General features: G+C 41.3%; 17 protein-coding genes. 13 read left to right on the forward strand and 4 right to left on the reverse strand.

Annotated elements, in window-relative coordinates:
- The first annotated feature begins 131 nt into the window (after positions 1-131).
- From ruvC to ACY3ZI_RS09740, 4 genes are all read left to right on the forward strand, one after another.
- Positions 132-653: a crossover junction endodeoxyribonuclease RuvC gene (ruvC, locus tag ACY3ZI_RS09725; protein WP_036948281.1), complete on the forward strand. Its 522-nt coding sequence runs from the start codon at positions 132-134 to the stop codon at positions 651-653.
- A gap of 84 nt (positions 654-737) precedes the next feature.
- Positions 738-1,355 carry a Holliday junction branch migration protein RuvA gene (ruvA, locus tag ACY3ZI_RS09730; RefSeq protein ID WP_132495865.1) on the forward strand — a complete coding sequence of 206 codons (618 nt, stop codon included), beginning with the start codon at positions 738-740 and terminating at the stop codon, positions 1,353-1,355.
- A 16-nt stretch (positions 1,356-1,371) separates the two neighbouring features.
- Entirely contained in the window at positions 1,372-2,382 is a 1,011-nt protein-coding gene (gene ruvB, locus ACY3ZI_RS09735; RefSeq protein ID WP_036948275.1) for a Holliday junction branch migration DNA helicase RuvB, read from the forward strand.
- A 252-nt stretch (positions 2,383-2,634) separates the two neighbouring features.
- Positions 2,635-2,994, forward strand: coding sequence for a hypothetical protein (locus tag ACY3ZI_RS09740; RefSeq protein ID WP_211885474.1), 360 nt, complete (start codon positions 2,635-2,637; stop codon positions 2,992-2,994).
- A gap of 97 nt (positions 2,995-3,091) precedes the next feature.
- On the opposite strand, the gene znuB is transcribed toward ACY3ZI_RS09740, so the two are convergent.
- On the reverse strand, positions 3,092-3,877 hold the full coding sequence (gene znuB, locus ACY3ZI_RS09745; protein WP_036948270.1) for a zinc ABC transporter permease subunit ZnuB: 786 nt from the start codon (positions 3,875-3,877) through the stop codon (positions 3,092-3,094).
- Positions 3,870-4,637 (reverse strand): zinc ABC transporter ATP-binding protein ZnuC, encoded by a 768-nt coding sequence (gene znuC, locus ACY3ZI_RS09750; protein ID WP_108478188.1) that lies wholly within the window; start codon positions 4,635-4,637, stop codon positions 3,870-3,872. Before znuC ends, znuB begins: the two co-directional genes overlap by 8 nt.
- A 73-nt stretch (positions 4,638-4,710) precedes the next feature.
- Here znuC and znuA point away from each other — a divergent pair, with 73 nt between their 5' ends.
- The 8 genes from znuA (at position 4,711) to ACY3ZI_RS09790 (ending at position 14,165) form a co-directional block, all read left to right on the forward strand.
- Positions 4,711-5,670: a zinc ABC transporter substrate-binding protein ZnuA gene (gene znuA, locus ACY3ZI_RS09755; protein WP_132495867.1), complete on the forward strand. Its 960-nt coding sequence runs from the start codon at positions 4,711-4,713 to the stop codon at positions 5,668-5,670.
- A 29-nt stretch (positions 5,671-5,699) separates the two neighbouring features.
- On the forward strand, positions 5,700-7,025 hold the full coding sequence (gene mepM, locus ACY3ZI_RS09760; RefSeq protein WP_211885478.1) for a murein DD-endopeptidase MepM: 1,326 nt from the start codon (positions 5,700-5,702) through the stop codon (positions 7,023-7,025).
- A gap of 117 nt (positions 7,026-7,142) precedes the next feature.
- Complete coding sequence (gene lpxM / locus ACY3ZI_RS09765) at positions 7,143-8,117, forward strand: lauroyl-Kdo(2)-lipid IV(A) myristoyltransferase (protein ID WP_211885480.1); 975 nt, start codon at positions 7,143-7,145, stop codon at positions 8,115-8,117.
- 220 nt (positions 8,118-8,337) lie between these two features.
- The gene (locus tag ACY3ZI_RS09770) at positions 8,338-9,186 is read left to right on the forward strand and encodes a LysR family transcriptional regulator (RefSeq protein ID WP_487377326.1); all 849 of its coding nucleotides are present in this window, start codon (positions 8,338-8,340) and stop codon (positions 9,184-9,186) included.
- Positions 9,187-9,380: 194 nt separating this feature from the next.
- On the forward strand, positions 9,381-9,902 hold the full coding sequence (locus ACY3ZI_RS09775) for a fimbrial protein (RefSeq protein ID WP_211885483.1): 522 nt from the start codon (positions 9,381-9,383) through the stop codon (positions 9,900-9,902).
- Positions 9,820-10,617 (forward strand): fimbrial biogenesis chaperone, encoded by a 798-nt coding sequence (locus ACY3ZI_RS09780; RefSeq protein ID WP_487377329.1) that lies wholly within the window; start codon positions 9,820-9,822, stop codon positions 10,615-10,617. Before ACY3ZI_RS09775 ends, ACY3ZI_RS09780 begins: the two co-directional genes overlap by 83 nt.
- A gap of 3 nt (positions 10,618-10,620) precedes the next feature.
- On the forward strand, positions 10,621-13,134 hold the full coding sequence (locus ACY3ZI_RS09785; protein ID WP_487377331.1) for a fimbria/pilus outer membrane usher protein: 2,514 nt from the start codon (positions 10,621-10,623) through the stop codon (positions 13,132-13,134).
- An 8-nt stretch (positions 13,135-13,142) separates the two neighbouring features.
- Entirely contained in the window at positions 13,143-14,165 is a 1,023-nt protein-coding gene (locus ACY3ZI_RS09790; protein WP_487377333.1) for a fimbrial protein, read from the forward strand.
- Positions 14,166-14,220: 55 nt separating this feature from the next.
- Here the strand turns inward: ACY3ZI_RS09790 and pyk are convergent, their stop codons facing one another.
- Positions 14,221-15,663, reverse strand: coding sequence for a pyruvate kinase (gene pyk / locus ACY3ZI_RS09795; RefSeq protein WP_036948247.1), 1,443 nt, complete (start codon positions 15,661-15,663; stop codon positions 14,221-14,223).
- A gap of 200 nt (positions 15,664-15,863) precedes the next feature.
- Positions 15,864-16,709 (reverse strand): MurR/RpiR family transcriptional regulator, encoded by an 846-nt coding sequence (locus tag ACY3ZI_RS09800; RefSeq protein WP_154603894.1) that lies wholly within the window; start codon positions 16,707-16,709, stop codon positions 15,864-15,866.
- 459 nt (positions 16,710-17,168) lie between these two features.
- On the opposite strand from ACY3ZI_RS09800, the gene zwf reads away from it, so the two are divergent.
- Positions 17,169-18,644, forward strand: a complete 1,476-nt coding sequence (zwf, locus tag ACY3ZI_RS09805; protein ID WP_211885487.1) for a glucose-6-phosphate dehydrogenase — start codon at positions 17,169-17,171, stop codon at positions 18,642-18,644.
- Positions 18,645-18,718: the final 74 nt, after the last annotated feature.

Below are 18,718 nucleotides of genomic sequence, written 5' to 3' on the forward strand. Positions count from 1 at the left end.
TATGATGGTAGGAATGCTATTTACACTGAAATTCCGGTGGAAACGGTGATATTTCCTTGTTGCCATTGTGGCTGCCATTAGATGGGAATAAGATGATATGAAAATTAATAAAGGGCAACTATAGGTTTTATATGGCGATTATTCTAGGTATCGACCCTGGCTCACGGATCACAGGATACGGTGTTATTCGCCAACAAGGTAGGCAACTACTCTATCTTGGAAGTGGGTGTATTCGTACTCAAGTTGATGATTTACCAAGCCGTCTGCAGCGTATTTATGCGGGAGTCTCGGAAATTATCACCCAGTACCAACCTGATGTTTTATCTATCGAACAAGTGTTTATGGCGAAGAATGCGGACTCGGCTCTGAAACTGGGGCAAGCTCGTGGTGTGGCGATTGTCGCGGCAGCAAACCAAAATATTCCCGTTTTTGAATATGCGGCTCGCCAAGTCAAGCAAACTGTTGTGGGAACGGGAGCTGCAGAAAAAAGCCAAGTTCAACATATGGTGAAATCTATCCTAAAATTATCGGCTAGCCCCCAAGCGGATGCCGCGGATGCGCTGGCGATTGCCATCACACATTGCCATTTTAATCAAAACCTGCTGAAAGTCGGCGATCCGCGTTTAGTGTTGACCCGTGGAAGATTAAGATGAGGACTGGATATGCATCCAGCATTTTTTGTGATATAAACAGCAGAGTAAAATTTTAAGACGCTAATCAAATTTAAGGGGTTCAGTGTGATAGGTCGTTTACGTGGCATCGTATTAGAAAAGCAACCACCCATTGTGTTACTTGAGCTACAAGGCGTTGGCTATGAAGTTCATATGCCAATGACCTGTTTCTATGAATTACCTGAAATTGGTCAAGAAGCGATTGTTTTCACCCACTTTGTGGTGCGAGAAGATGCTCAATTACTGTATGGTTTCAATGACAAACAAGAGCGTGCACTATTTAAAGAGCTGATTAAAGTCAATGGCGTGGGTCCTAAACTGGCACTCGCAATTTTATCTGGCATGTCGGCTCAACAATTTGTGTCTGCCATCGAGCAAGAAGCGATTTCCTCTCTGGTGAAACTACCGGGTATTGGTAAGAAAACTGCCGAGCGTTTAGTGGTCGAAATGAAAGACCGCTTCAAAGGCTTGAATGGGGATCTTTTCAACCCAGTGAGCGATATTGATTTACCTAGCGTGAAGAGCCAAGGACCAAGCCAAGCTGATATTGAAGCCGAAGCCGCAGCTGCCTTGATTGCTTTGGGATATAAGCCGCAAGAAGCCAGCCGTATGGTGAGTAAAGTCGCGAAACCTGATAGCGATTCTGAAACCCTGATCCGTGATGCCTTACGCGCAGCACTTTAATTGAGAGATTATTACGATGATTGAAGCTGATCGCCTAATTACTGCTGAAGTGCTGCATTCTGAAGAAGAAGCCATTGATCGCGCGATCCGCCCTAAATTACTGGATGAGTATATTGGGCAACCGCAAGTTAAGCATCAAATGGAAATATTTATTCAGGCAGCCAAAATGCGGGGGGATGCGCTTGATCATCTGTTAATTTTTGGACCACCAGGGTTAGGAAAAACCACCTTAGCGGGTATTGTTGCCAACGAACTTGGCGTTAATTTGCGGACAACATCAGGACCTGTGCTAGAAAAGGCAGGGGATTTGGCTGCGATGCTGACTAACCTTGAACCCCATGATGTCCTGTTTATTGATGAAATCCATCGCCTTTCCCCCGTAGTCGAAGAGATTTTGTATCCTGCCATGGAAGACTACCAATTAGACATTATGATTGGTGAAGGTCCTGCGGCACGTTCCATTAAAATCGATTTACCGCCATTCACGTTAATCGGCGCCACTACACGCGCCGGTTCCTTGACTTCGCCACTGCGTGACCGCTTTGGGATTGTGCAACGATTAGAGTTTTACCAAGTTGATGATTTGCAACATATCGTGAAGCGTAGCGCTCAGTATATGGGACTGGATATTACCGAAGAAGGGGCATTGCAGGTCGCGATGCGTTCACGTGGAACACCACGGATCACTAACCGTTTATTACGCCGTGTGCGTGACTTTGCCCAAGTAAAAGGCAATGGCAGTATTGATGAGTTGATTGCGAGCCAAGCGCTGGATATGTTGAATGTGGATGCGGCTGGTTTTGACTATCTTGACCGTAAACTGCTGGTTGCCATCATCGATAAGTTTATGGGTGGACCAGTTGGTGTTGATAACCTTGCCGCTGCGATTGGCGAGGAGCGCGAGACCATCGAAGATGTGCTTGAACCTTATCTTATCCAGCAAGGCTTTATCCAGCGAACACCAAGAGGGCGCATGGCGACAGCCCACGCTTATTCTCACTTTGGATTAACGCCGAAAGAAGTTTAGCTTTTAAACGCTTGATTGATATATGGATGAGTATGATTTAAATATTATCATACGCATTTCAAATGAAATGAACCCAGCAATTTAGCCACAATTACTGGGTTTTTTTGTATCCATATTTCACTAAATTGCGAAATTATCATTATTTAGTCAGCGAAAGGGTATTGAGATTATATGCAGTAAATTTTAAAAACACAGACACTGATAATGATTTTTATTATCATGTGGTGTTTTTTCGACTATTAGGATAGGTCCATGAATAAAGCTTCTTACACATTTGCGCTCACAATACTTTTATTTGCGACCGTTGTTTCTGGTTGCACAAAAAACACAAAAGCTATCTCCAATAAGGAAACCATTGAAAGCTGTTCTCGATATCTACCTGAGGGATCAACATATTGGGTGAGTATCGAGGGTGAAATTGACTTAAACAAGAAATTTCATGGGGATTTAAACGTGAATGTTCCAAAAGATAAGTTAAATAATCCCAAATACTCAGATGAAGGATTTAAACTAAAAGTTAATCAATTTATGGATTGTGTCGGTGGATTTATAAATGATAGTGTCGGTGATGTAGAAACCCCTGTGAATGACGATAAAAAGAATGCTAAATAATACGTATTATTGAATTTTATTGGAACCCGCATAAAGCGGGTTTTCTATAGGTTTTTTTATCCAGATACGGTTTTATTCAGGCATTCTTTTTATACAACTAGTTTTTCGTTTTTACGCACAAACTTAGAATAAATAAAATGGCAGAAGTTAGTACCACGGATGGGCCTGCCGGAGTGTCGTAAAATGCCGATAAGGTTAATCCACCAGTAACGGAAACCATGCCAATACCAATGGCGGTGAGCGCCATTTGCTCTGGTGTTTTTGCAAAACGTCGAGCGGTTGCGGCAGGGATGATCAGTAAAGAGGTAATGATCAGCGCGCCAACAAATTTCATTGCGATCCCGATAGTTAACGCAGTGACCATCATCAACAATAAGCGAGAGCGTTGGAGATTAATTCCATCCACAAAAGCCAGCTCTGAGCTAACTGTCATCGATAAAAGCGCCCGCCATCGATAAAAAAGCAACCCGCAAACGACAACTACACCGATTAGAATCGTTATAATGTCTTCATATGTTACGGATAACAAATCACCAAATAGATAAGCCATAAGGTCGACGCGGACATTCGCCATTAGGCTGACGACAACAAGCCCTAAAGAGAGGGAGCTGTGAGCCATAATGCCGAGTAATGTATCGACGGCGAGTTGAGGACGTTTTTCCAGCCACACAAGGATTAGAGCCAATAATAACGTCACGGCGATCACGGCGTAAAAGGGATTAATGTTTAACAGCAAACCGAAGGCAACACCTAGCAAAGATGCGTGGGCGAGGGTGTCCCCAAAATAGGACATGCGGCGCCAAACCACAAAGGAACCTAAGGGACCGGCAGCAATCGCGAGTAACATACCTGCAATCCAACCAGGTAACAGTAACTCAATCATGATGGCAATCCTTGCTGTGTTGGTGGGATGTAATCACATTACCTTCTAAATCATGTTGGTGATTATGTTGATGACGGTAAACCCCCAGTTGCTGTGCGCCCCGATAGCCAAACATAGCAACAAATTCAGGGTGATTAGAGACAACATCAGGGGTACCAGAGCAACAAATATGCCCGTTAATACATAAAACTTGGTCTGTTTTTGCCATAACTAAATGCAGGTCATGAGAGACCATGAGAACCGCGCAACCGAGTTCAGTTCTTAATTGATTGATTAGGTCATACAACGCAACTTGACCATTAATATCGACGCCTTGGGCGGGCTCATCGAGAACCAACAAATCAGGTTTATTGAGTAATGCACGCGCAAGCAGAACGCGCTGGGTTTCACCACCCGAGAGTTTCTGCATTGGCTGGTCAATAAGATGCGTGGCTTTTACTCGCTCGAGAGCGGGTAATAAATGTGCCGTGCGGACACCTTGCTTTAACATCATAAACCGCTTCACGGTTAGCGGTAGGGTGGTATCTAAATGCAGTTTTTGTGGGACATAACCAATAGAGAGTGACGAGGCTCGATTGATAGTGCCTGATGTGGGCGCTAATAGCCCCAATACCACGCGAACAATAGTGGATTTACCGGCACCATTCGGCCCCAATAACGTCACGATATCACCTTTGTTAAGTGCAAAAGTGACATCCTTTAATACGGGTTTATCGCCAAATGAGACAGAGATTTTATTTAAAGATAATAGTGGTTGCATATGAAAACATCTTGCAGAAATCAAGTTGTGTTATATTATAACATTTCAATTTTAAGATCACGGAAAAATGTTCATGATACACAAATCGAAACTTATTACCCGTAAATTCATCTGCAAAGCTACGTTAGCTTCAGTTTTAACCGCATCGATGTTGCCACTAGCCAACGCCGATGTCGTCACATCGATTCGACCTTTAGCTTTCATTGCTGCGGGGATCGCTGATGGTGTCACTGATACACAAGTTTTACTTCCTGATGGCGCTTCGCCACATGATTATGCACTGAAACCTTCGGATTTAAAAAAGATAAAACAGGCTGATTTATTTGTTTGGGTTGGTCCTGAATTAGAAATGTTTTTAGAGAAGCCAATCAATGTATTAGACCAGAATAAACGTCTGGCATTGGCTGAGCAGAAAAATATTCATAACTTATTAATGGCTGAAAACCATGAGGAGGACGATAGCCATCAACATGCCGATGAACCTAACCATGATGCGGATCACGAACATCATCACCATGGTGAGTATAATATGCACATCTGGTTGTCTCCAGATATTGCAAATTTGGCTGCCGATGACATTTACGCGCGTTTAGTAGAGCTTTATCCTGCTCAGAAAGATAAGCTGGACGTAAACCTTCGTAAATTCAAAGAAAACATGGCGCAAAACGATAAGAAAATTGCTAGTATTTTAAAACCGGCTCAAAATAAAGGGTATTTTGTTTTTCACGATGCTTATGGCTACTTTGAAAAACACTATCAGCTCGCTCCATTAGGGCATTTTACGATAAACCCTGAGATTCAGCCCGGTGCCCAAAAATTGCATCAAATACGAACACAACTGGTTGAGCATAAAGCGCAATGTGTTTTTGCTGAGCCACAATTCAGACCTGCGGTTATTGAAAGCGTAGCGAAAAATACGGGAGTCAAAATGGGTACTCTCGACCCACTCGGTAGTGGGCTGGCAATTGGACCGGATAGCTACATGAAGTTTCTGACTCAACTATCAGAACAATACGCAAGCTGCCTGAATTAAGCATAGAGGAATAGTTTAAAGTGCAGCAAATGGCAAATGGTATTGTGCAGGCATTTAACGGCTTGTCCAAGACCCATAAAATTGTGTTGAGCACGCTCACTGTCGCCACCATGGCCGTCGCGATTTGGCGGCCTGTACATATCCCTACCACGCATGAAAGTGACAGTTCTCCTGATACAGTCATTCCTTTTGCTCAATCAGCAATTGAAGCAGAAGGCGATGATTTAATTCAAGATAGTAGTGAGCAGTTACCCGATGAAGGCGTTGCAGACAGCGATACTGACGCATCAGATGCAGATGGTACACCTCTCGCACATGAATATGTTGTCTCAAGTGGCGATAATTTATCGTCTATTTTGACCCAGTTTGGTATTGAAGCTGGTGATGTTGCGACACTTTCAAACCAACATAAATCATTACGTAACTTAAAGATCGGTCAAACCCTGAGTTGGACACTGAATGCTGATGGCGAATTAGAGTCCCTAACGTGGGATGTTTCTCGTCGTGAAACGCGTATCTTCAAACGTGTTGGGGCAACCAACAAATTTGAGGAAGTGAAAGAGATCCGCAAAGGGGATTGGACAAACAGCGTGATGACCGGTTCTATCGAAGGTACGTTTGCTCAAAGCACTAAGAAAGCTGGTTTGACTCGTACAGAAGGCCGTGAAGTTACCAAAGCATTACAGTGGCAGGTGGATTTTAATAAGCTGAAAAAAGGCGATAAGTTTACCGTTTTAATGGGTCGCGAGATGCTCAATGGGACTCATGAACAGAGCCAACTAGTTGGCGTACGTTTACAGTCTGGCGGTAAAAATTACTACGCTTTCCGTGCTGAAGACGGTCGCTACTATGACAGTGAAGGTAATGGTTTAGAGCGCGGTTTCTTACGTTTTCCAACTGTTAAGCAGTTCAGAGTTTCATCGCACTTCAATCCACGTCGTGTTAACCCTGTAACTGGTCGTGTTGCGCCCCATAAAGGGGTCGACTTCTCCATGCCAGTGGGCACGCCGGTGTTAGCTGTCGGTGATGGTGAAGTGATTGTGGCGAAATACAGTGGTGCAGCAGGAAACTTTATTGCTATTCGCCATGGTCGCCAATATACGACGCGTTATATGCATTTACGTCAATTGCTGGTGAAACCAGGGCAAAAAGTAAAGCGTGGTGATCGCATTGCGTTATCAGGTAATACTGGACGTTCGACAGGACCACATCTCCATTTTGAAATGTGGGTTAACCAACAAGCCGTCAACCCACTGACTGCGAAATTACCAAGCTCAGGTGGTTTAACAGGTAAAGAACGTAAAGAGTATTTAGAGCTGGTCAAAGAGACTAAACCTCAGCTTAAATTGAAATAACCATTTCAGTTTCTTCATCCAAAAACTGGCAGATACTTGTGTCTGCCAGTTTTTTTTGTAATGCTCTTACACATTCATTTTTGGTTATCAAAATAGCCGTGATTTCTTGGGTATAACATGAATAAAGAACAAGATACCGACAGCAAAAAGGGCTATGTGCCAACGTTTCATAAATCCTATTTATTACCTAAATATTGGGGCGTTTGGTTAGGCGCAGGGCTGTTTGTTGCGCTTGCCTATATCCCTGTTAAGGTTCGTGATCCTATGCTGGCAAAAATAGGTAAATGGGTTGGACGATTAGCGAAGAGCGCCCGTCGCCGAGCTAAAATTAACTTACTCTATTGCTTTCCTGATATGGAAGAGCAACAAAGAGAAGGGTTGGTTGACCGGATGTTTGAAACTGCACCGCAGTCTTTTGTCATGTTAGCTGAATTGTGTGTCCGTGGGGCTGAGCGAACATTAGCGCGTACCCAGTGGCATAACAAACAGATTATCGACCAATTGCAGGAACAGCAAAGCAATGTGATTTTTATGGTTCCTCACGGTTGGGCAGTCGATGCTCCGGCGATGCTATTAGCTGCGATGGGGCAAAATATGGCGGCTATGTTCCATCACCAGAAAAACCCTGTTGCAGATTATTTGTGGAACAAAGCGCGTTACCATTTTGGTGGGCGCCTTCATTCCCGCGAAGCAGGAATTAAACCTTTTATTGCATCGGTCAGACAAGGTTACTGGGGTTTTTATCTACCCGATCAAGATCATGGGGAAGAGCACAGTGAGTTTGTTGATTTCTTTGGTACATACAAAGCGACTTTACCCGCTATTGGTCGATTGATGAAAGTGTGCAAAGCGAAAATTGTTCCTTTATTTCCGGTGTACGATCACGTTAATCATCAATTACATATCTATGTTCGTGAACCAATGGATGATATTGATGGGCAAGATGATAACTATATTGCACGTCGAATGAATGAGGAGTTAGAGTTTTTAGTTGAACCTAACCCAGAGCAATATACGTGGATCCTCAAGCTCTTGAAAACGCGTAAGGAAGGTGAGATAGAACCTTACCAGCGAAAGGATTTATATCGCTAGATTTCTTTTCAGAATCATAAAAAGCCACGGTAATAATCATTCGTGGCTTTTGTTTTTTAAGGGCAGTAGATATTTATTATATATAATTATGGAATAAATTTAATTTAAAAGACGGCTTCAAAATAATGCTAAAAACCTAAATTGTAGGAGTGATATTCTAAATGCATTGTTATATTCTTCCTGAGATATAATTGAGGGAAGATCATGGGCTGGATACATTATGGATAAAACGAAAACAACATTAGATCAATGGGTAACTTTGCAAGCTGTTGTCGACTATGGCGGGTTCGCGCAAGCAGCTGAAGTATTACATAAAACACAATCTTCGATTAGTTATACTATTAGTAAACTAGAACAAATATTAGATATTGAAATTTTTGTCGTGGAAAAACGCCGAGCCGTATTAACAGAACAAGGTGAAGCACTATTAGCATTATCACGAGAAGTAACTAATAAAGCGATTGCATTAGAAATAGCCGCAAAACTAATAAATAAAAAAATAAATAATAAAATAAAGATAGTAATAGATTCATTATATAACAGTGATGAGCTATTAAATAAAATTGGAAGTCTAATCAAAAGTAGAAAAGATTATGATATTGAATTAACCAAAACACTACTTAATCGGGAAGATGTTTTATCATATAAGGAATTTGACTTATTGATATCGCATCATTATGTCGGTTCATTAAATCCCATTTTTTTGGGAGAGATTGATGCGGTGCTTGTTACAGCGCCTAATCATTATTTGCAGCAATGTACCAAAGATAGAATTAGACATAAACTCGAAAAAACACCGCATATTGTTTTGTCTACGACTTTTCAAGATAAGATGCGGAGTCACCAAACTGTTAAAGTTACAAATACTGAAACAGCGATTAAATTAATTAGGAATTCAGTTGGTTACTCTTGGTTTCCAAGAAATATTATTCATGAATTGATTGAGGAAAGCATCCTAAAAGAAGTTGAAAATGATATTTGTAATTCTAAATACCAATTTTATATGTATAAAAATAAGAATCCTATAATAAATGATATAATCATAAATTACCTATTTAATGATATCTAAGTTAATTAATTTCAGTTTTAAACTTATTCTGTAAAGTGTATAAGTATTTTTGATTTAGATTGAAAAAATTCAATATAACCATTCATTAACTTAATTGAAGCGTGATGCTATATTCTCGGCGAACAGAAAATATAGTTTATATTTCGTTTTTGAAAAATAAATCTTAAAATATACATTCTATTTATAGGAAAATTATGCATATTCTAAATAAAACTCTAAATTTATTGGGAGTGAGTTTGGCTATCACGATCGCACCGGCAGTGTTTGCTTCTGGTGTAATTAATTTTACGGGAGAAATAACGGAGCAAGCTTGTACCGTAGATAGTCAATCACGTAACTTAAATGTAGATCTTGGCCGTGTATCAACCAAAAGTTTATCTTCCGCAGGAGAAATGGCTGGGTTAACGAATTTTACAATTAAACTGGTGGATTGCCCTGTTGATACTAAAGTCACGGTTAATTTCGCGGGAAACCGTGATGCTGTTGACCAAGATATTCTTGCTTTACATCATGGCAATGGTTCAGCAAAAAATGTGGGTATCGCATTGTATGAAAAAAATGCAGTATCTCAGATAAAACTATACGAAGATACCAAAGAGGTTGTTTTAGCAGGAAATTCGGCAGAGTTGGAGTATGTTGCAGCGTTTAAAGCAACAGGTGCAGCAACGGCGGGGCAAGCGAATAGCAGCGCAATTTACAGTATTCAATATCAATAATATGCTGGGTGACGTTTGTCACCCATATTTACGTTATGTTGGCATGTATATGAAGATAATTTATTCAGCTATTTTATTTTGTCTCTGCTTTGTTTCTTTAGCATCAGCCAGTGGGATCAGTATAGGTGGAACTCGTTTTGTTTATATGGATAATAAACGAGATATTTCAATTCCAATTTTTAATAGTAATGAAAAAAAACCTTTCTTAATCCAAAGTTGGGTGACCGGGTTTAATGAGGACATTAAAGCGCCATTTATTGCAACTCCAGCTTTATTCCGTGTTGAGCCGAATAGTTACGGGGCAGCAAGAATTGCGTATTTAGGTCAGCCACTTTCATCTAACCAAGAAAAAATATTTTTATTAAATATAAAATCAATACCGCCTAAAGATGAGGGTATTGAAAATGAATTGCAAATCATTATTAATTCACAGTTTAAACTTTTCCTACGCTCAAACGATATTGAGCCATTAAATTTTGATAATATAATATTAACAAAAGAGCATAATGGAATAAAAGTCAATAATAAAACACCGTATCATTTATCAATTAAAAGTATTTTAATTAATGGGGAGTCCATAAAAGGAACGAAAATGGTTTACCCTTGGGTAGATGATTATATTTTTAAAGGAAAGATAGATAAGGGGCATGTAGTTACTGTCGAATTTATTAATGACTATGGTGCTATTGTGGAAAAGAAAATAACCAAGAGCTAGTGTATGGAAACACACCACTTAATCAAAAATTGGTTTTACAGTAAAAAAATAAAATTCATTAATATTACGTTTTTTTCATCAGTTGGATTTGCATCAATCTCCAATGCAAGTGAGATGTTTGACATCAATGCAATTAATACGGGAATTGAAAATAAGCTATCTGACTCTTCACTATTAAATTATCTTTCTAAAACCGAAGGGCAACTCCCTGGTCGTTATCAGGTCAATATTTATGTGAATGGAAACAAAGTTGCAGATGAGTTGATTGAATTTATTTACGATAATGAAGAAAAAAAACTGAAACCTAAGATAACAAAAGAACAGTTAATAAGTTGGGGTGTTAAGCCCTCAATGTTATTACAAAAAAATGAAGTCTCTTCAACCGATAAATTCTTAGATATTAAGTACTCAATTGATGGTAGTGACATTCACCATGATTTCTTTTCAAATCGATTAGATATTAGTATTCCTCAAATTGCAATGGAAATGGCGAGCCGAGGCTATATTGACGCCACTGAATGGGACGATGGAATCAACGGGATGTTTATTAACTATTCAGCACGCTTTAATCGATCGTGGGGAAATCCAAACAGCCAACAAAATATTTATGTAGGTTTACGAAATGGAATTAATTGGGGAGCTTGGAGGTTACGTAATCACAGTTATTACAATGACACGAATGAAAAGACTATTTTATATAGTTTGCAAACCTTCTTAGAGCGGGATCTTCGTGATTTGAAAAGCCATTTAATTATTGGAGAAACAGCATCTGATAACGGGATTATGGACGCTTTTCAATATCGCGGTATAAAGCTTATGTCGGAAGAAAGTATGTTACCGCAAAGCCGTCGTGGATTTGCTCCTGTCGTTAATGGCGTTGCAAATAGCAATGCGGTAGTCACTGTTCGTCAAAATGGTCAGATTATTTATCAAACGTCAGTACCTGCTGGGGAATTTATATTGAATGATCTTTATCCTACATCGTTCAATGGAGATTTACAGGTTATGGTCACTGAAGCCAATGGATCAACAAGAACATTTATCCAACCTTTTTCCAATGCCTCCATCATGCAAAGGGAGGGTTCATTAAAATACAGCATCGAACTTGGAAAATATCGGGAAGAGAGAGGGATAGAACGACCTTATTTTATTCAATTTTCTGGGATCTATGGTTTGCCAATCAATTTGGCAAATTATGGCAATATATCGTTATTAGGTGGCGCTTTTATCTCAGAAAATAAACAAGTTTATGTTTTAGGATCAGGGGTGAGTTTAGGTTACCTAGGGGGTATTTCATTGGATATGACATACTCACAAGCACAATGGCAGCAATATGCAAAGACGACGGATCAAACCTACCGTCTTCAATATACCAAATATATTCAAAATACAGCGACGGGACTGAATTTATCAGCTCAATATGCCGTAGAACCCGATATAAACAAGGCTCTTTTTCGAACCATAAGTATTGACCGAATATCAAAAAAACAACGATTACAGATTGCGTTGAGTCAAGCGTTAGGGAAATGGGGATCTTTAAACATTAATGGCTATCAGCAAAAGTATTGGGGGCAGTCAGGCTCCGATAATAACCTTACAGTCGGTTTTAGTTCTCAGTATCAATCTATTAATTACAGTTTTTCCTATTCTCATTCTGAGCAAAATAATCCCCATAGGGTCGATAAGTTATTTTCCTTTAATTGCAGTATGCCATTTCGTTGGAAAGAAAAGGCTTATTGGGGTGTTTATAGCTACAACACGAGCGACAATGCAGGGGGAATAAGCACATTTAGCTTGAATGGCTCAGCTTTCAATTCCAATCAATTACAATATGACATTACTCAGCAATATCATCATAAGAATCAACAATTCAGCCATGGTATTCGTGGTAATTACGTAACTTCTTACGGCGAATTTGGGGCGGGTTGGGATTATGCTTCTGAATATCAAGCTGCCCATGCTGAGGCGACAGGATCGCTGTTATTTCATCAAGGTGGAGTGACAGCTTCACGCGCGTTTTCTAATGCCATTGGGCTGGTTAAAGCTCAAGATATTGATAACTTGAAAGTGAATAATGCACCTTCATTGCATACTAATGGGCAAGGGTATGCCGTGGTTCCCATGTTAACGCGCTATGAACGCAATAAAGTGAGCGTAGATACCTCGACGTTAAAGGGTAATGATGATGTGGAGTTGAGCTCAGCGACCGTTGTTCCCACAAGCGGTGCGATTATTTTGGTGGATCTTAAAGCAAAGCGAGGTGGGCGTGTGGTATTAAAACTGAAGAAAAATAATCAGTTACTCGGATTTGGTACCCAAGTTAATCTTCTCGCACAGCAGCATATCGTCTCATCGGGCATTGTAGCGAATGATGGAGAAGTTTATTTGAGTGGAGTTCCTGCACAGAGTATTGTTCACATTAAATGGGGAGAAGCGCATGCACAGCAGTGCCAATTGCCTCTTCAGATTGATTTGAGCAATCAAAACATTCAATTTATTGACGGGGTTTGCCAATAAGGGGGCTTATGAAACAGTTTGCTATCTCCAACGCTATCTACGCCATCATGTTGTTGTTCTCACCAAAACTTTTCGCAGACTACCGAGCAGAATTTTCATCTTACACGGTACCGATATCTCAAACGCTGTATGTCCCTAAAAGTGCGCCCATCAACTCACATATTGCAACGATAGAGCTGGGAACCTATACGCCATGGGTATGGTGGAATGAATCAGGGACAACGCGAGTGGGAATTAATTTACCTGGTATATTTGATGACCATTATCAGATAGCAGGGGTTGGCGCCATTAAGGAAATAGGCCTATCAGGTATCGGCTTTGCATTGCACGGTTCAGTGAATAGCCCGTGTTCAGCAAGGGGATATGTGAATGGTAAAAATAACCGTGATGGAAATCCGGCGAATCGCTTACTCTGCCCAAGTAGTGAATCAAGGGGTAATTACAATGTTACCTTGAAAGCCGCATTCTATAAAATTCGCCCTCAAGTGAATACGCAGTTATTACAATCCACCAGTGCCGCGATGTTTATTGTGTTTAATGACAAGTTTATTACTCAGGATGCATTTGGAAATGTTGAGCCCAAAATTTGGTTGTCACCGATTAATGTGATTGCCAATGGATGTGAAATCAAAAATCGAGTGATCAATGTTGCGTTTGGTCAGGTGGAAAAGTCAGGTGCAAAGGGGGTGGGTGTGACGGTTGCGAATAGCCGTAACCGATTCAAAATTGAGCTTGAATGCGATGAATCTTCACCTATAAAGATCCGTTTTATGGGAACGGCTGACGCGAGTGGACTTGGTGGAACGATTGCACTCAATAATCCAAATCATCAGGAAACAGCAAAAGGCTTTGGTATTCAAATTAAGCACAAAGGGAAGCCGATTAAACTCAACCAAATGGTACAAATTTCCCGTTTAAATCAAGCGCAACACTATGTTATTCCGTTAGAAGCGGCCTATATTCAAACTGCAGAGAAAACACGCGGAGGAAAGGCGGATGGAACGCTGCAATTTAATTTGCAATATCATTGAGATTCCAAAATAAAAGGGAGCCTAAGCTCCCTTAATTTTTTAATAAATTAAGCTATCATTCGACGACTAAAATACGGCAGGTATTGGTGCTGCCGATGGTGCCCATTTGGTCACCTTGAGTCACGATAACCGTATCTCCAACCATCAAGTAGCCATTATCACGTAAACGTGCGATGGCCTCACTTGCTGCTGCAATACCGTCAGTATGCGTGCTGCAAAATACAGGGGTGACACCACGATACAGTGAACATTGATTCAATGTTTTTTCATGGCGAGACATCGCGAAAATTGGCAGTCCAGAGCTAATGCGCGACATGATACGCGCGGTACGGCCTGACTCAGTCATCGCGATGATGGCTTTAACACCTTTTAGGTGGTTGGCGGCGTACATGGTTGACATCGCAATCGCATCTTCGGAACTTTCGAATTCAGCATCTAAACGGTGTTTCGAAATATTCAGACCCGGCATTTTCTCCGCACCAAAACAGACTTGCGCCATGGCGGCGACAGTTTCTGCTGGGTATTGTCCTGCGGCGGTTTCTGCGGATAGCATCACCGCATCAGTTCCGTCTAAGACCGCGTTTGCCACGTCCATGACTTCTGCACGGGTTGGCATTGGGTTGGTGATCATCGATTCCATCATTTGAGTTGCCGTGATCACCACGCGGTTCAATTGACGGGAACGACGAATTAATTTCTTCTGTACTGCAACCAGTTCAGGGTCACCAATTTCAACTCCTAAGTCACCACGGGCAACCATCACAACATCAGATGCAAGGATCACTTCGTCCATGATGTCGTCAGTTGCGACTGCTTCTGCACGTTCAACTTTGGCGACGATTTGGCATTCGCAGCCTGCATCACGCGCTAAACGGCGAGCATAATCGAGATCTTCACCTGAACGCGGGAAGGAAACAGCTAAGAAATCCACATTGATTTTAGCGGCGGTAATAATGTCGGCTTTGTCTTTCTCTGTCAGCGCTTCTGCGGATAAGCCACCACCGAGTTTATTGATGCCTTTGTTGTTGGAAAGTTGTCCACCGACAGTCACTTCGGTGAAGACTTGCAAACCTTGAACTTCACGAACCTTTAACTGCACGCGGCCATCATCCAGTAGGAGAATATCGCCAGGTACCACGTCAGCAGGCAGACCTTTATAGTCGATACCCACTTTATGTTGGTCGCCTTCACCTTTACCTAATGAGGCATCCAGCGTGAATTTATCACCAACATTAAGGAAAACTTTACCGTCTTTAAAAGTAGAAACACGAATTTTCGGACCTTGTAGATCCCCAAGAATAGCGACGTGACGCCCTAATCGAGCCGCAATCTCACGCACTTTATTTGCGCGCGCCATGTGGTCTTCAGGAGTTCCGTGAGAGAAGTTAAGGCGAACAACGTTAGCCCCAGCATTGATAATTTTTTCTAGATTATTATCACGATCGGTTGCTGGACCAAGGGTTGTAACAATTTTAGTTCTTCTAAGCCGTCTAGACATGTATTACTCCGTGACCTGTAATGGTACAAATAAAAGTGAAACCATTTCACTCCATTTCGAAACCTATTTACTGCAAATAGGGGTGCTGACACGAGCACAGCTATTATATACAGCAAATTTCTTAAAGCCATCGGGAGAATAAAAACTCTTTGGGCCCGGTAGAATTAAGAAACCTCTTTTAACATTGTTATTTCCATCTTTCAGACATTATCAAACCGCGAATCGCGTAACGCTTCTTTGACCCGTTTCAAGTTATCTCTAAATTTTTCGCCTCTACGCAAAGTAAATCCAGTGGTTAATACATCAATGACGGCAAGCTGTGCCATCCTAGAGACCATTGGCATGTACATATCCGTATCTTCAGGGACATCAATAATAATCGATAAGTTGGCTTCTTTGGCGAGAGGAGAACCTTCGGAGGTAATTGCGATGACCGTCGCATCATTCTGGCGAGCGAGTTGTGCCATATCGACTAAGGCTTTTGTGCGTCCTGTGTGAGAAATCAATACAATCACATCCCCCTCACTACTATTGATGCAGCTCATACGTTGCATGACAATATCATCAAAGTATATGACTGGAATATTAAAACGGAAAAATTTATTCATCGCATCGTGGGCTACCGCCGCAGAAGCTCCAAACCCAAAAAAACTGATTTTCCGAGCTTGGGTGAGTAAATCAACCGCGCGATTAATGGCATGCGTATCGAGGGTATGTTTGACATTGTCTAACCCTGCCATCGCCGACTCGAAAATCTTGTGGGTATAAGTATTGACGGTGTCAGTCTCTTCGATATGGCGATTAACATAAGGCGTGCCATTGGCAAGATTTTGAGCCAGCTTTAATTTAAAGTCAGGGAACCCTTTGGTTTCCATTTTTCGGCAAAATCGGTTGACGGTAGGCTCGCTGACGTCAGCCAGTTGGGCTAACGCCGCTATACTGAGATGAATAGCACTTTGGGGCATCCCTAAAATGACTTCAGCCACTTTTTTTTCTGATTTGCTCAAAAAATCGAGGCTAGTTTTCATTTGTTCTAAAATATTCATATAGCAAAAGTGCCTATTTCAGCAAAAGGAGAAATATTTCTGCCATCAGAGTATGGTGGCATTAACATCTGGATATGACTGAAAATATACTACGTGTTGGTTGTAAGCTATCTATGCACTGAGCGTAACTTATGGCTTTTTTTACGAAAATATGACCCGTATCTAATTTTCAACTTAGTAAACTCACTACATAAACCGTGATTTTCCAACAAAGCTGGAAGCATTCAGTGATAAAAAATTTTATTGATGTCTGGGTATGCTGTATTTTTCAGCATAAAAACTGTGACCAGCGTCATCAATATTTACTGAGCAGTAGCAAACGGGTACATTAGCAGGCAACCGATTGTATTTTTATAAAAACGACACTCAGAACCTATCTCATTAGAGTGAAGTATTCCCTTATTTTCTTTGGGCTCTAATCAGATAGTTTCTAAATTCCGCAGATTGAGGAGAACCAACATGGCGGTACATAATGCTGCTCAAGCTTGTGACCTGATTATTTTCGGCACTAAAGGTGACCTAGCACGTCGCAAGTTACTTCCATCACTGTATCAATTGGAAAAAGCAGGTTATATCCATCCAGATACTCGTATTATCGGCGTTGGTCGTGCCCAATGGGAACGGAACGATTATGTAGAGTTTGTGCATAAAGCATTAAATGATTTTTTGAAAGAAGAGCTAGATCCTGCGTTGTGGGAGCGTTTAAGCGCACGTTTAGATTTCTGCAATTTAGATGTCAGTGAAACGGATAACTTCGTTCGTTTAGCCGATATGCTTAAGCAAGATACACAACCCGCTATCCACTATTTCGCAATGCCACCAAGCACATTTGGTGAAATGTGTCATGGGCTGGGTCATGCAGGGCTGAACAAGCAACCTAACCGCGTGGTCATGGAAAAACCATTAGGTACAGATTTAGCTTCATCTCAGCAGATCAACAACGAAGTGGCTAAATATTTCGATGAAAGCCAAGTTTACCGAATTGACCACTATTTAGGTAAAGAAACGGTTTTAAACTTACTGGCACTGCGTTTTGCGAACTCATTGTTTATTAATAACTGGGACAATCGCACTATTGACCATGTGCAGATCACCGTTGCGGAAGAAGTCGGTATTGAAGGTCGTTGGGGTTACTTTGACCAAGCAGGTCAGATGCGTGATATGGTGCAAAACCATTTGTTGCAGATCTTAACGATGATCGCCATGTCACCGCCGGCAGACTTAACCACTGACCGTATTCGTGATGAAAAAGTGAAAGTGCTGCGTTCTTTACGCCGCATTGACCACACAAACGTGCGTGAGAAAGCCGTACGCGGTCAATATACTGCGGGCTTTGTACAAGGTAAGAAAGTACCGGGTTACTTAGAAGAAGAAGGCGCGAATAAGCAGAGCCAGACCGAGTCTTTTGTGGCTTTACGTGTGGATATTGATGATTGGCGCTGGGCAGGCGTTCCATTCTACCTGCGCACCGGTAAGCGTTTACCTGCAAAATGTTCAGAAGTTGTGGTCTATTTTAAAAAGCCAGCACTGAATATTTTCTCTGAAAGCTACCAAGATTTACCACAAAATAAATTGACCATTCGTCTACAACCAGATGAAGGGATCGATATTGAAATTATGAACAAGGCACCGGGCTTGGATCATAAACACCGTTTACAGACCACTAAACTGGACTTGAGCTTCTCCGAAACTTTCAACCAAACGCATCTTGCAGATGCTTACGAGCGTTTATTATTAGAAGCCATGCGTGGCATTCAGGCATTGTTTGTACGTCGTGATGAAGTGGAAGAAGCGTGGAAATGGGTCGATTCCATTATGGAAGCGTGGGCCATGGATAACGACGCACCTAAGCCGTATCAAGCGGGAACATGGGGTCCTATCGCTTCAGTGGCAATGATTGCTCGCGATGGTCGCTCGTGGAATGAGTTTGAATGATTATTTGTTCACGTAGATTTTATTGAGTCAATAGCGGGAGATTTCCCGCTATTTTTTTATTTGCTTACGGTTGC

This window comes from Providencia sp. LY12, assembly GCF_057621555.1.

Excerpts from the sequence above, each read along its gene's own strand:
- znuC (WP_108478188.1), bottom strand. The coding sequence starts at position 4,637 with ATGCAACCACTATTATCTTTAAATAAAATCTCTGTCTCATTTGGCGAT.
- ACY3ZI_RS09780 (WP_487377329.1), top strand. The coding sequence starts at position 9,820 with ATGTTGCAGCGTTTAAAGCAACAGGTGCAGCAACGGCGGGGCAAGCGA.
- ACY3ZI_RS09790 (WP_487377333.1), top strand. The coding sequence starts at position 13,143 with ATGAAACAGTTTGCTATCTCCAACGCTATCTACGCCATCATGTTGTTG.
- ACY3ZI_RS09775 (WP_211885483.1), top strand. The coding sequence starts at position 9,381 with ATGCATATTCTAAATAAAACTCTAAATTTATTGGGAGTGAGTTTGGCT.
- ACY3ZI_RS09740 (WP_211885474.1), top strand. The coding sequence starts at position 2,635 with ATGAATAAAGCTTCTTACACATTTGCGCTCACAATACTTTTATTTGCG.
- ruvC (WP_036948281.1), top strand. The coding sequence starts at position 132 with ATGGCGATTATTCTAGGTATCGACCCTGGCTCACGGATCACAGGATAC.
- znuA (WP_132495867.1), top strand. The coding sequence starts at position 4,711 with ATGATACACAAATCGAAACTTATTACCCGTAAATTCATCTGCAAAGCT.
- ACY3ZI_RS09800 (WP_154603894.1), bottom strand. The coding sequence starts at position 16,709 with ATGAATATTTTAGAACAAATGAAAACTAGCCTCGATTTTTTGAGCAAA.
- zwf (WP_211885487.1), top strand. The coding sequence starts at position 17,169 with ATGGCGGTACATAATGCTGCTCAAGCTTGTGACCTGATTATTTTCGGC.
- pyk (WP_036948247.1), bottom strand. The coding sequence starts at position 15,663 with ATGTCTAGACGGCTTAGAAGAACTAAAATTGTTACAACCCTTGGTCCA.
- mepM (WP_211885478.1), top strand. The coding sequence starts at position 5,700 with ATGGCAAATGGTATTGTGCAGGCATTTAACGGCTTGTCCAAGACCCAT.
- ACY3ZI_RS09770 (WP_487377326.1), top strand. The coding sequence starts at position 8,338 with ATGGATAAAACGAAAACAACATTAGATCAATGGGTAACTTTGCAAGCT.
- ACY3ZI_RS09785 (WP_487377331.1), top strand. The coding sequence starts at position 10,621 with ATGGAAACACACCACTTAATCAAAAATTGGTTTTACAGTAAAAAAATA.
- znuB (WP_036948270.1), bottom strand. The coding sequence starts at position 3,877 with ATGATTGAGTTACTGTTACCTGGTTGGATTGCAGGTATGTTACTCGCG.
- lpxM (WP_211885480.1), top strand. The coding sequence starts at position 7,143 with ATGAATAAAGAACAAGATACCGACAGCAAAAAGGGCTATGTGCCAACG.
- ruvB (WP_036948275.1), top strand. The coding sequence starts at position 1,372 with ATGATTGAAGCTGATCGCCTAATTACTGCTGAAGTGCTGCATTCTGAA.